Below are 17,874 nucleotides of genomic sequence, written 5' to 3' on the forward strand. Positions count from 1 at the left end.
GCTGTCCAATCCCATCCAAACCTCCGTTCCAAGCCGGAGGCTTCTTCGCACATTCGTTCTAACTTCGAAGCAAGGGTATCGGCTTCGCGCTTACGACAATGCGACCGAGAAGGTCGCATTTCTTAGCGACGCTGAGGCTGGTGTTGGAGGAGATTTCCTGTTCAAGGCCGAGCCGAAGCACGACTTGATTGAAGCGGGCTTGGGTGTGCTGTTCGAGGAGTTCGACGGCTGCGATAAGGGTTGGTCCCCGCAACCAACCGAAAAGCTTTGGTCGAAGCCGATTTTCTGTATGAAGTGCCAACCCCGGAATAACCCCGGCTACGTCAGGAACGAACGGACATAACCAGGGTCGAATGAAGTCAAAACTCTCGACTTTTCAGTATTATGCGGCTCGATAACCGGGTTCGGGACGCAGGGGTCGCAGGTTCGAATCCTGCCACTCCGACCAAGATTTCAACGGCTTGCCCGACCTCGCGGTAGCTCCAGACCGCGCTTTTCTGCCCCATTAGCACGCAAAATGCACGCACCGTCTTGCCGCCGCGGGACGCAGCCATGTTGCTGTGTTGTACGTGGGGGCCGGTGATCATCATTTCCGCCCCTTCCATCCCGGCTTGACGGTGTAGGGCTTCTCCAAGTCCCACTTTTTGGTGTGCTTGTTGACCTCACGAACGAAGGCCTCAACCGCGGCGATGGCGTTGCTCATGTAATCCGGAGCGTAGGGATCGATGCCGGAATAGCGGCGGGTCGACTTCTTCTTCTCGACCGGGACGTGGCCCAGGAACACCGAGATTTCGCGTCCCGGGACCTTGGCCACGTTCTCCATGTAGCGGCCCAGCGTGTGCCGGATGGAGGTCGAGTTCACCCGTCCCGGGAGCTTGGCCTTGCTGACCAGGTTGCGCATCGCCGTCTTGATCGATTTCACCGCCTCGCCCTTGTAGCTGACGATCGGACCGCTCGTGACGCTCTAGAGCCAGGGCGTCCAAGTTGCGGAGATGCGCATGATCGGCCGGAACTTCTTGGTCTGAATGCGGCCCGGCGGGTTCAACTCGATGAGCTTGTACTGCCAATCGATCTGCTCGGCGACAAGCTCGAGAACGGCTTCGGGCCGCGCCGCGGTATTGATCTCGGCGATGCTGTAGTTGAGCATATGAATATCGGAGATCGCATCAAAGAGTTTAGCGACCTCCAAAATCGTGAGCTCGCGACCGCGCAGTTCCTCGGCTTCGATCTCGGCGTCGCCGCGGATCTCGGGCACGATGGGTGCGGCGGGAATTTCCTCGTCATCGACCGCAAGGTTCAGGGCCGCTCTCAACGTGCTTGAGATGCGACTAACGTAGCCGATCTTATGCCCCTCTTGGATCAGTCGGTCCTGAAAATTGCTGATATCGCGCTTGCGCAGCACGGCGACCGGCATGTTGCCCAACGCTGGGCGCAGATAGTTCTCGATCGCGCTTATCGCGGCGTCACCGCTCCTGATCTTCGGGACGCGGACCTTCTTGTAGTGATCGAGCACTTCTCCGGTCAGCGTCATCGGCTTTTTGTCGAGAAACGCCTTCGGATCGCCGGTAATGCCGTTCTTCTCGAGCTGTTCAGCGATCTTTTCCGCCTCGACGCCAGATGACGTACGAAGCGTGCGCCTCCGTGTCTGACGCGTTTCATCGTCGTACCAGGAAACATAGTAGACATCGGTTGCGCGGTCTCGGATGAGCCAATACGGCCCATACTCCTTTTGGAGGCGCTCGAAACGCTGGCCGCGATGGAGCTCTTTGCCCACTAGCGCGGCCTTGTAACGGGAGCGGTTGCGTACAGGAGCTTGATTACCTCCTCACGCGGGAACCGGCGCACCCTCAAGCCGGGGACGGAGGGCAGTTCTCCCCGACGCGCGCGGCGACGAATGGTCTCAGGCGAGACCCCTTAGCAAGGTCGCCAGATCGTCGATCGTCAGGAAGGCGGGCAGTTCCATATTATACCTTTGTTTAGAGTATATATTTGGCGGTTTGCGCGGCGGACGGGCGAGCGTTGAGGAGTAATATACCTTCAACGAAGGTATACTTAAGTCCTAGAATCAGTTAACAGGACACCGCCAAGGAAAGATTCGATCTTCTCATATAGATTTCTGGTCGAGTCGCTTCTGTTTTTGGTATTTTGATACCCAAGGGTTGATTGGTTTGGTAAGCAGGCGCACGAGAAGCGACCACAGTTCCGGCGTGCCGAAGCCGGGGCGGCCAGGAGTTACCGATTGGGCCACGGCGGCTGATCTCGTGCGGGATGAATTGCGCTACCTGCCTGATAAGGACATCGAAAAGGCAACGCGTAGAGCCTTGGCCCAAGTGCCGGGCTTCTCTTTCCATAGCGCTTCGCTGCCCAAGGAACCAACCGTTCGAAGTTGGATCCGCGCTCTCGAAAATATCGAGCGCATCGAGGACGACACGGACGAAGACTACGTCGAATACGTGAGACAACTACGTGCAGTGCCCGTTGCCGCGGTCGAACTAATTGTCCGGTGGCACCGCTACGATCCTGTGAAAGCGATAAAGGCGGCGCGCGTGATCGGTGGGGGCCGATGGTCGGTCGAAAAGTTGCGGGAGCAGGAGAAGAAGGCTCGCTCAAGCAGCACGAACCAGGTTTTTGGAAAACAGTATGCACATAAGCTCGGCGCGCAGGTGCAGAGCTGGGTTGCTTCTCAGCTCGATCCTGATTTCAAGCGGATCGACGATCGCAAGCGCCAATATGCGCCTGCGGACATTCTGTACGCCAGAGAGAGCGACCCGGAACGTTTGACGGCCGTGCTGATTTTTGGGCCCTACACGGATCCTGCTGAATATTCCACTCGGGAATCTGCCTTTTTGACGACTGTGGTTGGTCTGGCCGCCTACTGCGAACAAGTGATCGCGATCGTCCCTCGCGATGACCCATTCTACTGGCAGTGGCTCTATGACCACAAATTGCAGGGCGCCAATATCTCGTTTTATGGTGTCCGGCGTTGGAGCAATGACTTCAACCCTGTGAAGATCAGGCGCCCAACTCCCCCGTTACTTGGAAGGTAGCAATTGCCGCGAGCTGCCGCGTGCTGCAGCCTGGTGCCGTGGGCAGCCGCACCGGGCGTCATGCAGCCGCACGCTGACGTGGCGCAAGGTTTGCGGTTCAGTCATCGCAAGACTCTGGCTACCGTTCCCGGCTCTACCTGATGCTGGATCCGGACGATCTTCCGGCTGGCGTTGAGCTGCCGGCGCGGCCTTCCCTGACAGTGTGCTCAGTTTGCAACTGCGGACGGACTCCCGGAAAGTTAACATTCCTGAATCCCATACCGAAAGGTCGCCACTACACTTGGAATTTCCTGCCCAGAGCGTCTCATGATCGATACGGCAACCGCTGCGCTTTTGCGCGCACTCCTTGTTCAATCTGGCGGCTGCTCCCTCCCGCCCCAGCCAGATTGCCTGTCCCGCCTGAAATCACTCACGAAACCGGCCTGGCTGGGGAGCTGCTGCACAGCTCTGCGACACATCACTGCTGCACAGGATCGTGTTCGCAATGGCTGTCCACATCTTTCGCCGGAGCGCCGCGTATTACTACTGGCGGCGCCGCGTGCCGTGCGCGCTTGCCAATCTCATGGAACGTCCGCATCTTTTTCTGAGCCTGAAGACCACCAGCCGAACGGCGGCGCGTCGGCTGGCCGCTCAGCTTGACGTGATCCTGGAAGACGCCGCGATGCTCGCCGATAGCTTCGACCCGCACCTGTCAAAGTCTCAAATTGAGACAATGCTTCGCCGCGTCGTCGATACCCATCTGACGAAGCTCGAGCGGGTCGCGCATGCCGCCAAGAATTCGCCCGTGTTCGACTTCGAGTGGGAGCGGTTGGCCGACAAGCGGGCGCTTTGGACTTATGCGCTGCTGGACGCACAAGGCGCATCGGCTGAGGTGCGCCCTGAGGATCGCGTCCGCATGAATCGCCGATGGACTGTGCGAGGCCGACATCGCTGCGGTGCAGGATCATCTGAACCTGCTTCGGGTCTCCTATCCTGAAAAGCGCATTTCCGCCCATAGGGGCGCAAACACAACCAATCATTGAAAAGAATCCTCTTCAGCTTCAGAGTATTTGTCGAAGGGTGCGCGGGGCTTAAAATCCCTCGGTTTGAAAGAGCTATGCCGGTTCAAGTCCGGCCGCCCGCACCATTTTTGCTAAATCCGATAATTGACTGCTCCGGGGTGAGCAAACATGGCTTTCGTCGAACTGAATCGCTCATTCTTCCCTCTGCTCAAAGACCAAGAACCCAGTTTGGATTTCGGCCGCGCTTGGGGACGTAAGCTCGGCGGCTGGCTCGAATGGAGCGACCTATGGGAACGGCGTCGTGTCGTGCTGTTGGCCGAGGCGTCCAGTGGAAAATCCGAAGAATTCAAAAATCAGGTCAAAGAGCTCCGCGCCGAGGGCAAGCCAGCGTTCTACCTCCCCATCGAGGAGCTAGCCGACCAAGGTTTCGAATCGGCCCTCGACTCAGTGGCGTCCAAACGATTTGAGCAATGGTCAGACGGCGCGGAGGAGGCTTGGTTCTTCCTCGATTCTATTGACGAGGCTCGCCTCAACAGAAAGAGCTTCGATAGCGCCCTTAAAAGGTTCGCGCGCGAATTGGGAGTCGGCATCGAACGCGCACGAATCTACATTTCCTGCCGCGTCACAGACTGGAAAGGCCTCGAAGACCGCGAGACTATCATTCAATGGCTCCCCGCATGGGAGGCAGCGAACGCCTCTCCGGCGAGCGACGAGAGCGCGCTTCTCGATCCAATATTCAATAAAAAGCAAAAATCGACGCGGTTGCCGGATATCGCCGACAAGAAGCCAAATGAACTGCTCGTTATTCAACTTGTTCCGCTATTGACCGAGCAGTATCGCGCGCTTGCGAAGGAATTGCGCGTTCCGAAGCTCGAAGCGTTCATTGCCGGAATAACCCGCAACGGCCTTGAAGCTTTTGCAGAACGCCCGGGCGATCTGCTCGATCTCGCAGACTATTGGAAAACCCATAAGCAGTTCGGCACCTTCGCCGACATGGTGGAGCACGGCATTACCCGCAAATTGCGGGAACGTGACACCCACCGTGCTGACAACGAAACCTTGTCACTCGCGAAGGCCCGCGAGGGGGCGGCGCGTCTGGCGTCCGCGCTGACCTTCGGTAAATCCTTCACCCTCCGCGCGCCCAATCACGACCCCGACCCCAGCCTTTCGGTCGGAGCGTTGGACGCTAGGCTGATCTTGAATGACTGGAACGAGGCGCAATGCAACGCCGTCCTGCGGCGCGGCGTTTTTGCGCCCGCGACCTACGGCCGAATTCGTTTTCACCACCGCTCCACCCAGGAATATCTGACCGCTAAATGGCTGGATGGCCTGCTTACCGCCAATTGTCCGCTACCCGAGGTATGGCAGCTCCTGTTTGTCGATCGGTACGGGGTGGAAACCGTCGTTCCGTCGCTACGACCGGCGGCTGCATGGCTTTCGCTCTGGCACCCGAATATCCGCGACGAAATTATCCGGCGCGAACCGCTCGTGCTTCTGCGCCACGGCGATCCGGGTTCGCTGTCGCTCGATGCACGCAAGCGCCTCCTGACGGCTTATGCATCGAAGCACAAAGCCGCCGAAATCGCAGACGATAGCCTCGACTATCGCGCGCTTTGGTCATTCTCTCATCAAGGCCTCGCAGACACAATCAACGATGTCTGGAAAGCCAACACGCGGGACGATTTTCATTTCGATATGCTGCGTCTCATTCGCGATGGAGCTATCAAGGGATGCGCGAAAATAGCCCGTAAAGTAGCGCTTGACGAAGGGGCTTCCGACAATCACCGGATCGCCGCCATCCAGGCCCTTCAGGCATGCGAAGATAAACAAGCTCTAGCGGCGGCGGCACGCAAACTGATGAAGTCGCCAGACAAAGCGAGCGCAACGCTGGCGGCAGCATTTGCTCTGGTCCTTTATCCACGGCATTTGAGCTTGAAGGATTTGCTTGGGTTGATCGAACAATCAAAGCCCTCGCACCGTTCTGCGATTGACAGCTTCGCTTATAATATTGAGCAACTCTATAGCGCCGGTTCAAATGCTTCGGAACGCGCTGCACTCGCCTTCGGCGTCGGAGCACTGTGCCTTCAACCTCCATTCGTGGAGGTCCATCAACGCATTTCTAAACGCTATCACGAACTCGCCAAGCACTGCGAAATGTTGGCTGTACGGGAAACTGAGATCCTTGGTGGTGGCAAACCGCCACCCGGTCTCCTGAACTTATTGATGGCCGTTGAGCGGGCCGAGCCTCGAAGCCATATGGGCGATGCTGAACCCCCGAATTTGCGGCAGCTCGTGCAGACGAATCCCGAGCTTAATCGCGCGCTGTTCTGGGCCGACATAGAAGAGCAGCGCAGAAACTCCAGAACCGAACAGCGCAGACCCATACGGCACTGGCAGGTTCATATCGGAATGGGCCGCATCTTCTGGGAGCTGACCGCGCGCGACTTGCCCGCCCTATATTCCAACCTTTCCTCGCGCCCCCTGGAAGACGATAAACGGATTGCATTGGGCGCGATAGCCGCGATTCTAGGTAACGACGGCCGCCTGAAATCCGAAGCCGACGATCTCCGCGCGCTTGTTTCCTGGTCGGACGTTCTTTTGGAGGATTTGGACGGTCATCTAGCTCCGCCGCCACCTGAAAATGCCGAGCATCTTCGCTGGCAGCGCGAGGCTCAAGCGCGACGAAAAACGCAGGACCAGCAGACCGTCAAGGACAAAGCCTCGTGGGTTAAATTCAAGAAAACAATTCAAGGCGATCCGAGCCTCCTTTCCGATCCCAAGAATCTCACATCCTGGCAGGCGGGAATTCACCGCTTATGGGATTTGACGCGATGGCTCCATGCCCGAACAAGCGGCAATGAAGAAGCGGCAGCACGTCAGTGGCGCCTACTTGAAGAAGGATTCGGACGTAGAGTTGCCGAGGCTTATCGAGATGGAATGGAGATAGCTTGGCGCAACATCGACCCGGAGCGTCCAAAACGAACGCCGAACGGTGGCATCACGGTGAAATATTTGACCATGATTGCGTTTGCGGGCGTCGGGATCGAAGCGGCAGAAGACGTGGATTGGGTCAAGCAGCTCACCGATGACGAAGCTGTGAGAGCCGCCCGTCACGGATGTGAGTCAGACCAAGGTTATCCCGAATGGATCGACGCGCTGATGAACGCTCATCCAGAAGAAATCCTGCCTATCCTGCAAAGGGAGATCACCTCGCAGTGGTCCGCCCCCGTCAACGGGCGCTCGGACTTTCTGTACCGGTATGGAACGTCTGCCGTCTCTCTTCAGCAACCGATACAAGCCATATTGCTCAAATGCTTTGAAAAGTCGGAGGTACCTTATCCCGCGGCTCTTGACCGCAGCATCAGGATCATCCGCAACCTTCGGCTCGACGAAGCCGACAAACAAAAACTACTTCGCATCGTAAGGCGCAGATTTAGCGGCCACGTAGCCGCTACCAGGGATGAGTATGCCCTCAGTTATCTAGCCATTATTTTGCTATTGGACCCTGATATTGGCGCAAACGACCTGACGTCGTGGCTTGACTGCGCGGCTCCCGAAGCACGCCGGTCGCGTGCCGAGCATACGCTCGGAAAGCTCTTCGACCGGCACGATTCGTTTCTTTACGGCGCCCTTTCACGGGCATCCATCCCTACGCTCGAAAAGCTGCTTCAGTCCGCCTATTCGCATATTCGTCCGGAATACGACGCGGTGCATGAGGGGTCTTATACGCCAGATGCGCGGGATCGTGCCGAAGGCGCGCGCAGCGCCATTCTGTCGGCATTGCTGGATCGGCCGGGAGCTGACGCTTACCGAGCCATGCTAAGGGCCGCCAACGATCCGGATTTTGCCGTCAGAGCCGAGCGATTTAAGGAACTGGCGCGCGGCAAGGCCGAACGCGATGCGGAATACCCCGCATGGACAATTGCCGAAGTCATCACCTTCGAAACCCAATACACCGCTCCCGTTAAAACGGGAGCTGATTTGTTAAAACTCACTTTAGGTGTCCTCGCGGATATCATCTTCAGACTCAGCAGCGGCGACTCGACTTCTCGTCAACTGCTTGAACGCGCGAAGGACGAAGACGAAGTTCAGCATTGGCTCACGGAGCAAATGCAACTTCGCTCGCTAGGCCGATATCACGCCTATCGGGAGGCCCAAGTCGCTAAAGGTGACAAGCCCGACATCATCGTTGCGTCAACCGCTGCTCAATGCGAGGTGGCCATCGAAGTCAAACATGGCGGAAAAGGCTGGACGGCGAGCCAGCTCCAAAAGGCTCTCCGGGTCCAGCTTGCCGAGGATTACTTGAAACCCGCCACGCGCCGTCACGGGGTGCTAGTGATTACGCACCACCGCGACCGCAAGTGGCTCGATCCCGTGACCCGCCAACCGCTTTCATTCGAAGCGGCTATAGATTGGCTTGAGGGAATAGCGGCGACGCTGGTCGAAACTACCAGCGGCGTTATTGAGGTTCATTGCGTCGGAATCAATGCGTGGCGCGGAGTACCCATACCGTCGCCCGCAAAAAAGCGTTCAGCGAAGAAAACGTCGAACAGGGCATTCCGGAAGGCCCCACAGCGCGTCGCCAAACGAAAGGTCGGGGGCCGCCGCTGACGGTAGCTGCTTCAACGCCCGAAAATATAAGGGGCTGCGATAATTTGCCCAACAAAAAGGGGCAAGCGCTTTGTCGGAAGTGGGCAAACCCTCCCATTTTATCAGAAGGGGGTAAGCCCGATGACAAAATAGGGCATAAACAGCCGTGGTTTCCCTTCGTTGAATAATAGACTTTCAGCCCCATTGAACGAGATCGATGGGGCATTTGATGACACGCATAGATCACAAAATCATTTTTGCGGCACTCGGCTTTCTTGCCGTCATTCTGGATAACGTACCGCGTGACAAACAAGCGTTACGTGCCACCAGCCTCGCACAGTTGATGGAAGCGTTCTGCGCTGCATCGGTGCCGGACGCCTTTATGAGCGAAGCTCCGCAAGGTGCCCGCACCGCAGAGACCGAGGAGCTTCTTCAGCTTGATATCGCGGAACTCCGCGATAGCGGCTCGCCGCCCATGACATGGCTTATCGGGCCTCCGACTACACGGGCGATGCAACCGACGCGTTACGAGAGCAGTTCGCCAAAACCCATGACCCGGCGCTTCGGAGGCAGTTCGATGCCGTGCGGCTCGACGAACGGCGCGCCGCGAAAGTCATCCGGGCCGTGATGTCGGTCGGCCATGTCTTCGTCATTCGCGGCACGAAACATTTTCTCAGAAGTCCGACACCGCAATGCGCGAGAATTTGGCAGGGCTCAAGGTGCTTACCTTCACATTAGACGGCACCGGCCACACGGTCGCCGAAGGCGAGGCGATCATCAAGAAGGCCGGCTTCTTCGATTTCAACCCGCCCGATTACGTCATCAACGTTACCCCCCCCAACATACCGGTATCTATCTGGCCGGAGGGTCGCAGGGCGTCCAAGTAGCTCTCGTGATCTGAGGATCTTGCCGCGCCTACGCTTTTAAAATCACTGCATAAACGTGCGGGACTCCGAGCAGCCGGAGTCGAGGCTCACGTGTGCTTGACGAGCAAATCGCAGATCGCGCAAGCTACGGTTACAACCAGCTCCGCTTCGTCATCGCTGATCGCCTCGCCCTCACGCAAATGTCGCGCCCGGTCTGAAGCAAAACCCCAGAGCTTCTCCACAGCCACATCGAGCGGCTTCGGCAGGTTCAGTTCAGTTGTGCGATGAGCTTGCCCAGCGTACCCGACGCCCCTAGAAGATCTCGGGCCGTGCATTCGAGTGCGGCAATGGCGTGTTGGACAGCTCCAGTGCGGTCAGGTTTCGGTCGCCGCGAAATGTCCCTGAGCGCCTCTTGAATCTCCGCCGCGGCAGTGGTCTTACCGGCTTCCTCCAAAGTCTTGACTGTCTGTTTGGTCGTTGCGGCGAACGTGGCACCACCGCGAAACACGATTCCTTCCGGGTCTTTCAGTTCCCAACCGATTCCCTTCTCGCTGAAGCAGCGATTAAGCTCGTCTTGGAAAATCTGCTGACTTTCATCGTTATACTCAAGGCTCCGCCACATTGCCTCGGCGATGTCATAGACCTTGAACCACTCGCAATCCCTCAGCAAGCTGAGCACTTCTTCCCAGATATTCGGGTACTCTGACCAATTGTTTGGGTCGGGAGCAACGAAGAGCACTTGACATACGATGTTGCGGATCGTCTTCGGCGTAAGACCGGCCGATTTGGCGATCTGTGCAACGGCGTAACGCAAATCGTCCGGCGCATCTTCACGCACCGTGATCTCGACTGCATCGGTACTATAGCCATGCCTGTCAGAAAAATGTCTCATGCGACACCATACCATTTCCTCGGCAACATCGTGAAGCGGTTTGGTTGCTAGCGGCCGGTAAACTTTGGCAGGTCAAGCTTTCCGCTTCTCGAATGGCGACAGCAGCGCCGTCGGCATCATTTTGCCTAACCGCTCTTCAACAAACCGAAGCTGACTGTCATCTATCCCGTAGACATACTTGATAGCCTGCAGCGCAACGCCGGTATTAACTTTCGCTATGAGTTCATCAGCATCCATCGCCTTAATCCGCTTTAGCGAACGTTCGCTCCTCACGGCGAAAAAGATCGCAGTCGGCGATATGGGCATAGCAAGATGCGCATTCGGACCGTCGAGCCCCTTGGTCATGATGACTGGGCGGTCCGACGTCAACACGGAGTGTTTGGCTACTCCGACGTGATACGTGAACCACATCATGTTGTCTGCGATCGCTCTGATAGCGGGCTCCGAATTGATCAGGTTCGGTAACAAAAACTGTGCAGGCGCGGCGAGCTTCCGAACACGTATCTTTGATTTCGTCTCGTTGGCCCGTTGGATCTCCTCCTTCGTCGCTGTCGCTACCGAGAAGGAGCCTTCGTCGAGGCTTCGCTGCACGACGCGTATCTGCTCGGGATTTCTCAGACTGAGCGAGTAGATGAATCTGGCCCAGTAAATAATCCGCATCCAATCTGGTTCGTTGTCCGCTGCCGGTTCAGTCTGCTTCAACATCGCAGTCATCGCCTCAGCAGCTCCGCTATCCACCGTCTGCATGAATTGCTTTTCGACGAATTGGGTCTGCTCCATTGGAAGACTAGGAACCGCGTAGAGGTTGTCTACATATGCGGTCGCTGCGGGGTGCTTTCGCTTGACCTTTGTCTCCCTGTATGGACGGCTGTACTCACAGAGCCGACCGTCACCGCCGGCCCACTGCTTCAGATAGAAAACCGGAATGTAATGGTGTCGGGTCGGCTCGGACACGGCCGCCTCCTACGGGTCGAGGCTGGCAGAATGGTGGAGCACACGTGTACCAGTCCGGTGGTGCAGGTGAAACCGCTGAGTGGAATACTCTGTCTAAGCGGTTTGTGTGGCTCGCCCGCGCTCCCTTCCACGGCTTGTATTTGTTCGACCCGCCACGGCGGCGGAAACCCACAGTTTTGGTCGCTTGACTCCATGAGAACAAAATGGGAACTTAAGCGTTGTTCAGTCAAGCCGGAAGCCTGCATGTCGGAGAGCACCGCGCCAAATCCACAGGCCGACGCTGATCGGCTTGAAGCGGCGGCGGACCAGGCGATTGCGGCATGCGGCGGTGACGTGCGTGACGCGCTCAAGGCGCTGATCGTGGCGAATGAGTATCTGGAGTCGGAAGTCTGCGAATTGATGCAGGCTGTTTCGCACGCTTACGTGCGCGGAAGATTTAAAACTTACAACGGCTAACACTCCATTGAGTAGGGAGCGAGGACCATGATTGATCATCAGGCAATGATGCCGGTCAGGGACGCTCATGATGCGCAACAACATCTTCGACAAGGTGAATGGTTCGGTTACGCGTAGAGCTTGTCGATGACTTGTGTCCGTCCTTCTGTTGACGCTGCGCTAGATGCGCAGACGCGATCGCATCGCAGATCGCTGTAGCTCTCCCAAATCGGTAGCTTAAGCGACGGCTTGAATAGCAGCAGTGCGCGTTTGTGCTGAGCGGCGCGCTCGGATGTTGCTGCCCGCCTCAAGTCGTCGTCCATTTCGCCGCAGACCTACTTCCTGAGGGGTAAATAGATGACCGCGAACAACGATCCGATCAAATTCGCTTACTGGGTGCCGAACGTGTCGGGTGGCCTCGTCATTTGGACGAGGCGCGGGCGCTGGCCGCCGCACATCGGGCGGCAATGGAGCTGTTCAGCAAAGGCGAGGACAAGGCCGCGCGGGAGGTCAAAGAACAGCAGCGCCGGGATGAGTTGCAGCGCCAACAGTAGCCCCGCCGGGGTGCTGTCGAGCAGGAGGCGAAGGGGCTGACAGACCGCCAACGCCATGCCCGCCATCGGCATTCGGAGCAGCAGAAGGCGGATCGCTTGGAGTTCCGGCATCGGTTTTTGCAGGAGAGCCGGCGCATCAAAATCGAGCGCGCGGTCAACCGACCGAAGGGGCTGGCCGAATTCCTTGGCCGTATTACCGGGGTGGCGCTAATAACGCAGAAGGTACAGCAGTTCCGGGATGCGGCCCGCTACAGGGCCTTTCTCGCGCAAAACAAGGATTTGGCGGAGCGGCAGCAACGCGAGAGGGGGGCGTTCGAGCGCAAGCTGGCGCTGGAAACTTTGACCATGCAGCGGCGGTTGCGCGCGCTGGAGCTGGTTGAGCAGCGTGAGCGCCAGTCGCTTGAAATTTCTCTGCTGAAGGAGCGGCGCGTCGAAGAGCGGGAACGCACTGAACGCAAGCCGCAGCCCGAGCAGACCCGGATGCATCCGGACGAATTCAACAAGGCCGCCAAAAAGCCTATCGACCTGATCGGCCGAATTCGAGCGGGCGTCCGGTTCAGCCGGAGAAGATGGCGAGGCGGCCGGAGGCGCGGTTCAGGAGCCGACATCTGAAGCCGAGATCACGATCCAGCGTCGCAAGCGCACCCGTGAACGGTCGGAAGAACCGGAGCGCAAGCCCCGAGCGCGGCGAGCCGACCAAGAACACGAAGGAGACGATTCCACCGGACCCGACCCCGCGACGGCGGCGAGACAAGGACTTTGGTCGCGGACGGTGAGGATGCCGGCCCAGGGGTGGCCCGCGGCTACATAGGCACCCACGCCTATTGTCACAGCTTTCCAACAGCTTACGGGACATCGGCCCACCGTCACTGAAGCATTTTGAGTCTCAAAGTCCGAGTTCCTTGACAAAGAACGCATCGTGTTTTATGATGGATCATGTTACACGATGTACTAGACCTAGGCGCGATGACCGATACGGACATAGAGACCGCCCCCCGGCCTCGGCCATGGGGACAAGACCGGCGACTGGAATTCATCGAATTTCGCTTGCTGTGGGACGGCAAAATCAATCGCGGCGAGGTCGCCGAATATTTCAACATCTCGGTTCAGCAGGCATCGCTTGATTTCGCCAAATACCTCGATTTGGCCAAACAGAATATGGAGTACGACCGCCACGAAAAGGTCTATCGCGCGACGGAGCATTTCAAGCCTCTGTTTCTCGCGCCCGATACCCAGACTTATTTGAACGAGATTCAGGGTCTGGCGACCGGAACGATTTCACGAGCGGTCAGCTTTGTGGGACACCGACCGCCCTGTGATGTCGTGACGCTCCCGGTCCGGCGCGTTCGCATTGAGTTGCTCTTGCCAATTCTCTGGGCAATCCGCGATGGCACGGAGATAGACGTCACGTATCAATCGATGGGGTCTCCCGATCCAACTCGTCAGTGGATTGCGCCCCATTCTCTGGCCTTTGACGGTTCCCGCTGGCACACCCGCGCATGGTGCCATGGAACTTCTCGATTTCGCGATTTTGTCTTGACCAGATTCCAGCAAGTCCACGGACGCCGTATCAGCAGCGTGAATCCGCAGGACGATACGGATTGGCAAACTTTCGTCGTGATCGATATTGAGCCCAATCCGAATCTCACGCCTGGTCAGAGAGATTCAGTCATTGCCGACTTCGGCATGCAGGACGGACGGTTATCGAAGACGATCCGCCGCTCGCTCGTTTCATATTTCGTGCGCCACCTGCGGATTGAAGCATCGCAGGAGTCTCAGCCAATCGTGTGGGCCAACCGCGCACAGTTTGAGGATTCAAGGGACGACCAATGACGCATCGCAAGCACAAATCTTAGAAGGAGAACGACATGTCTGAAGCAGAGAAGGCAGAGAAAAAACTTCACGCATTTTACGTGGATGCAATTCGTCACGAGAATGCAAAGACCGCACTTACGGGGGCGGAGATAAAGGCGATCGCCAATGTTGCGCCTAATTATCAGCTCTTCCTCGAAGAAGAAGGTGACAAGCCAGATAAGGGCATCGGCGACGGTGAAGCTGTAGGCATCACTGAACGTGTGAAACACTTTTTCGCTGTCCCACCAGCGACGTTTGGACTCTGATGATCGGGGAGCAATTCCAGCAGCTGAAGGAATACCTTCAGCAGTTCAAGCATCAAGACGCTGAGATTCAGCGTCGGGCGGATGGCTCATACCTTATTACGATTAAGGGGTTCGATTTGCCGGATGGCTGGAATCCTAAGAAGGTCGACATTCTATTCGTCGCGCCTCCCGGGTATCCCGCTGCAAAGCCTGACTGCTTCTGGGTCTCGCCGGCGATACGCCTTGCCAATGCCGCGATTCCGCATGCCGCCAACGAAGGAACGCCATTGCCCTACGATATGGTCCCGGGCCGTCCTTTGACGTGGTTTTCCTGGCATCTGCAAACGTGGGACCCGAATCGCGACCGACTTGAACAGTTCTATCGGGTAATCCTCCTGCGACTGGACCCGCCTCGATGATGGAGCTCAGGTTTCAGGATGGAGATGCCAGCCGCATTATCGCTGAGCTTGTAGGCAGAGAGACCGAGCGCTGCGCAATCCTGTGGGCATCGCACGTTGCCCTGCCCGAACTGGACCGTCTTGTCGTCTCCCGCATCGAGTTTCCTGTCGACGATAATTATTCAGACCGGTCGCGTATAAGCGCGCAGCTCAAACCGGATTTAATTGCGCAAATTGGCAAAAGAGCCGCGCGCGAAAATCTTTCTGTCATCTTTGTGCATTCTCACCCGGGGTCTGCTCCGCCGGAATTCTCCGAAATAGACGATGATGGTGAGACACATCTGGCGCGGTTCATGTCCGTGCGTGCGCCCCACACGGTGCATGGCGCAGTGGTGGTAAGCGCAGGGGGCTGGTGCGCTCGGCGCCTGGGTGAAAAGACTCCCATGCGCGTCGTGTCGGTCGGGCCGCGATTGCAAGTGCTATTCGACGCCGATGGCCCGTCAGGTTCCACGCCGTTGAAATTTGACCGTCAGGTCAGGGCACTGGGCTCCGCTGGCCAAAAATATCTTGAGTCACTCACCGTCGCCATAGTGGGTCTGGGTGGCACAGGCTCGATTGCCGCAGAACAGTTGGCGCATCTGGGCCTGCGCAAGTTCATCCTTGTCGATCCCGATCGCATAGAGACGACCAACCTTAACCGTGTGGTCGGCGCACATGTAAGCGATGTCAACCGGCACAAGACGGACGTGGCTGCCGACATGATTGCACAAATCACATGCGACGCTGAGTGTAAGCGCGTCATCGGGGATGTGACACGAACGGCGGTTGCTCGCGAACTGCGGGCAGCCGACTTTATCTTCGCATGCACCGATTCGCATGGAAGCCGCGCTATCATCCAACAGATCGCATATCAATATCTCATCCCATGCGTTGATATGGGTTCAATCATCACCGCTAGGGCGGGTCAGATCGCGGGCATACATGGCCGGGTCCAGGCACTCGCGCCGGGACTGCCTTGCTTCACATGCTGCGAGTTGCTGGATTCCGAAGAGGTCCGGCGAGACATGATGAACGCCGAAGAGCGAAGCCGGGACCAGTATATTCAAGGAGCGCATGAACCCGCGCCCGCCGTCATCTCCATCAACGGGACCGTGACCTCGATGGCGATGACAATGTTTCTGGCCATGATGGTGGGGGTGCCAAGCGCAGCCAGGCATCTTATCTACGACGCGCGCCCCCCCTCACTGCGAGCCGTTTCATTCACCAGCAATCCGAATTGCTATATTTGCTCCTCGCGAGGCGTTCTTGCGCGGGGGGATACGCAGCCCTTATTTACGCGGGACGACTGACATGGCGATACGCGAATTTTCGCCAGAGGGCAGGCCGCGCGCGAAAATCGCCTTCGTCGGGGAAGTACCGGCAAGTGCGGATTTAAGCAGGTTCGTCGAGCGCAAGATCACGTGGGAGCCAGCCGATGCGAACGATCCGGTGACGTTGGATAAGCTTCGCGATCCCGACTATATCGCTAAACTCGATGCCGTGATTTGGACTCAAGACCCCAAAAATCTGAAGACCTTGCCGCGAGATTTGCTCGAAGTTGGGCCGCGCCTTCTCGATCACGATGTCCGAGTCTACATTCGACTCACAACGGACGACCAACAGACTGCGATGCCCCGGCAGGTCATCATAAATCCGCTTAGAAAAGGCTTACTCCCAACCGCTAATCTTCGGCCCGACGAGTGGCAAACCGTCCCCGAAAACCTGCGCGAGAGAGAAAATGCTTTTCTTTTGCCGTGCGTTTACATCATCGACACGGCGTTGTCTTGGGGCGACATTGCCGCTTTGGTCTGTGATAGACCTGCGGGCCCCTTACCGGAATTCAAGTTGAAATTTGACGAAGAGGCGTTCCTCGCCCGATTTGGACCCGAGGGGCATGCAGAGCGAGTTATGTTGCTCAAACGGGCATTCTGGAATTGCTCGGAGCTTCAACTGATATCAATCGACGGCGGCCTCTCGGGCGCACCAGTCTTTAAGGCTTACGCCTCGCTGGGTGCTGGATTAGTGCAACAGGGCGCGACGGGGGCGTACCCGCATCTGTATTTCGCGAAGATCGGCCCGCGCAAGAAAATCGTGGACGAGTACGACGAGTACTGCGGCCATATATTCGAATACGTGCCTTTCTACCTCGGGCCGAGGTTGCGCCGCGATCGCTGCAACCTTGGATCAACCCAAGGAATTCTTGTGGGCGACTTTGTCGAGGGCGCAGAGTCGCTGATCTCCTGCGCGCGAGGCGGCCGCTGTGGGCATGCTATTGCTAACTTGTTTGATAAAACGCTGGGAGGCTGGAGGAAACAACAGCGCGTTGACACGGCCTCTTCGCTTGCGTCCTATTTGGACAAGAAATGGCGCATCGAGGGACAAAGCCAGTTGATCGCTTTGCCCGCCGAGCGGATACCGCTCGTTCGAAAACTCCGCGCCGATATCGCTATTGATCCCTTGAAAGCGATATTTGACCAACTTGGGCAAACTCAACCCTTGGTTGCCCCGGCGCACGGCGATATGCACGCGACCAACGTGCTCGTCCGGCACGGCGACGCGATCCTTATAGATTTTGAGAAACTGGAGCCGCACTTTCCACTGACCTACGATCCCGCGTCACTCGAAGGTGGGCTTTTGGTCGAAGGGTTCATCGAAGACCTCAAGAAGAAAAGACTTACGCCCAAGCAGCTCATGCGCCTGATTGGCCCGCTCTACGAGCAAAATGCGCTGAGGATGGGTCAATCGAGCTTCTGTAGACCCGGCGATCCCACTGAGTGGTTTTTTAACGCGGTAAATCAAATTCGCGCATTGAGCTGGTCGGCTGAACGAGCGCCGGGCCAGTACGCCCTGACGCTCGCGCTATGCCTTATTCGCAAGGGCTGCAATTCCCATCCGGAGCTCAAAGTGCGGCGCGGCAATCTGGATGGAAGTGCAGCGTCAATCAGGATGAGAGAGCTTCGCCGGGCTCGTGACGCAGGGAGGGCGTAGCCCGACCGGAG

General features: G+C 57.5%; 18 protein-coding genes and 1 pseudogene. 13 read left to right on the forward strand and 6 right to left on the reverse strand.

Annotation, left to right across the window (positions count from 1 at the left end):
• The coding region (locus ABID58_RS36525; protein WP_354037672.1) for a hypothetical protein at positions 1–343 on the forward strand (343 nt) is incomplete at its 5' end.
• 243 nt (positions 344–586) lie between these two features.
• On the opposite strand, the gene ABID58_RS36530 is transcribed toward ABID58_RS36525, so the two are convergent.
• The 3 genes and pseudogenes from ABID58_RS36530 to ABID58_RS36540 form a co-directional block, all read right to left on the reverse strand.
• Positions 587–922, reverse strand: coding sequence for a hypothetical protein (locus ABID58_RS36530; protein WP_354037673.1), 336 nt, complete (start codon positions 920–922; stop codon positions 587–589).
• A 42-nt stretch (positions 923–964) separates the two neighbouring features.
• The gene (locus tag ABID58_RS36535) at positions 965–1,774 is read right to left on the reverse strand and encodes a hypothetical protein (RefSeq protein ID WP_354037674.1); all 810 of its coding nucleotides are present in this window, start codon (positions 1,772–1,774) and stop codon (positions 965–967) included.
• Positions 1,774–1,902: pseudogene (locus ABID58_RS36540) on the reverse strand (hypothetical protein); the annotation flags it as partial. The pseudogene ABID58_RS36540 and the gene ABID58_RS36535, both read right to left, overlap by 1 nt.
• Before the next feature lie 359 nt (positions 1,903–2,261).
• Between ABID58_RS36540 and ABID58_RS36545 the strand changes: the two are divergent.
• From ABID58_RS36545 to ABID58_RS36565, 5 genes are all read left to right on the forward strand, one after another.
• Complete coding sequence (locus tag ABID58_RS36545) at positions 2,262–3,047, forward strand: hypothetical protein (protein ID WP_354037675.1); 786 nt, start codon at positions 2,262–2,264, stop codon at positions 3,045–3,047.
• Between the two features lie 484 nt (positions 3,048–3,531).
• A complete protein-coding gene (locus ABID58_RS36550) occupies positions 3,532–4,023 on the forward strand; it encodes a DUF6538 domain-containing protein (protein WP_354037676.1) in 492 nt (163 codons plus the stop codon).
• 193 nt (positions 4,024–4,216) lie between these two features.
• Positions 4,217–8,659, forward strand: coding sequence for an NACHT domain-containing protein (locus ABID58_RS36555; protein ID WP_354037677.1), 4,443 nt, complete (start codon positions 4,217–4,219; stop codon positions 8,657–8,659).
• A 208-nt stretch (positions 8,660–8,867) separates the two neighbouring features.
• Positions 8,868–9,266, forward strand: a complete 399-nt coding sequence (locus ABID58_RS36560; protein WP_354037678.1) for a hypothetical protein — start codon at positions 8,868–8,870, stop codon at positions 9,264–9,266.
• A 64-nt stretch (positions 9,267–9,330) separates the two neighbouring features.
• On the forward strand, positions 9,331–9,525 hold the full coding sequence (locus ABID58_RS36565) for a hypothetical protein (protein ID WP_354037679.1): 195 nt from the start codon (positions 9,331–9,333) through the stop codon (positions 9,523–9,525).
• 247 nt (positions 9,526–9,772) lie between these two features.
• Here the strand turns inward: ABID58_RS36565 and ABID58_RS36570 are convergent, their stop codons facing one another.
• Together ABID58_RS36570 and ABID58_RS36575 are read right to left on the reverse strand one after the other, a co-directional pair.
• Positions 9,773–10,396, reverse strand: a complete 624-nt coding sequence (locus ABID58_RS36570; RefSeq protein ID WP_354037681.1) for an AbiJ-NTD4 domain-containing protein — start codon at positions 10,394–10,396, stop codon at positions 9,773–9,775.
• Positions 10,397–10,468: 72 nt separating this feature from the next.
• A complete protein-coding gene (locus ABID58_RS36575) occupies positions 10,469–11,350 on the reverse strand; it encodes a DUF4238 domain-containing protein (protein WP_354037683.1) in 882 nt (293 codons plus the stop codon).
• Between the two features lie 243 nt (positions 11,351–11,593).
• Between ABID58_RS36575 and ABID58_RS36580 the strand changes: the two genes are divergently transcribed.
• Positions 11,594–11,806: a hypothetical protein gene (locus ABID58_RS36580; RefSeq protein WP_354037684.1), complete on the forward strand. Its 213-nt coding sequence runs from the start codon at positions 11,594–11,596 to the stop codon at positions 11,804–11,806.
• A 368-nt stretch (positions 11,807–12,174) separates the two neighbouring features.
• On the opposite strand, the gene ABID58_RS36585 is transcribed toward ABID58_RS36580, so the two are convergent.
• Positions 12,175–12,450 carry a hypothetical protein gene (locus tag ABID58_RS36585; protein WP_354037686.1) on the reverse strand — a complete coding sequence of 92 codons (276 nt, stop codon included), beginning with the start codon at positions 12,448–12,450 and terminating at the stop codon, positions 12,175–12,177.
• On the opposite strand from ABID58_RS36585, the gene ABID58_RS36590 reads away from it, so the two are divergent.
• From ABID58_RS36590 to ABID58_RS36615, 6 genes are all read left to right on the forward strand, one after another.
• Positions 12,436–12,951 carry a hypothetical protein gene (locus tag ABID58_RS36590; protein WP_354037688.1) on the forward strand — a complete coding sequence of 172 codons (516 nt, stop codon included), beginning with the start codon at positions 12,436–12,438 and terminating at the stop codon, positions 12,949–12,951. The genes ABID58_RS36585 and ABID58_RS36590 overlap by 15 nt on opposite strands.
• A gap of 354 nt (positions 12,952–13,305) precedes the next feature.
• Positions 13,306–14,172 carry a BrxR family helix-turn-helix transcriptional regulator gene (locus tag ABID58_RS36595; RefSeq protein ID WP_354037690.1) on the forward strand — a complete coding sequence of 289 codons (867 nt, stop codon included), beginning with the start codon at positions 13,306–13,308 and terminating at the stop codon, positions 14,170–14,172.
• Positions 14,173–14,207: 35 nt separating this feature from the next.
• On the forward strand, positions 14,208–14,459 hold the full coding sequence (locus ABID58_RS36600) for a multiubiquitin domain-containing protein (protein WP_354037691.1): 252 nt from the start codon (positions 14,208–14,210) through the stop codon (positions 14,457–14,459).
• A complete protein-coding gene (locus ABID58_RS36605; protein ID WP_354037692.1) occupies positions 14,459–14,857 on the forward strand; it encodes an E2/UBC family protein in 399 nt (132 codons plus the stop codon). Before ABID58_RS36600 ends, ABID58_RS36605 begins: the two co-directional genes overlap by 1 nt.
• Positions 14,854–16,185, forward strand: coding sequence for a HesA/MoeB/ThiF family protein (locus ABID58_RS36610; protein WP_354037693.1), 1,332 nt, complete (start codon positions 14,854–14,856; stop codon positions 16,183–16,185). The genes ABID58_RS36605 and ABID58_RS36610 overlap by 4 nt, the downstream gene beginning before the upstream one ends.
• Before the next feature lies 1 nt (position 16,186).
• Positions 16,187–17,863, forward strand: coding sequence for a hypothetical protein (locus ABID58_RS36615; RefSeq protein WP_354037695.1), 1,677 nt, complete (start codon positions 16,187–16,189; stop codon positions 17,861–17,863).
• Positions 17,864–17,874 lie beyond the last annotated feature (11 nt).

The organism is Bradyrhizobium sp. S3.2.6 (genome assembly GCF_040546885.1).
Classification (GTDB): Bacteria; Pseudomonadota; Alphaproteobacteria; order Rhizobiales; family Xanthobacteraceae; genus Bradyrhizobium; species Bradyrhizobium cytisi.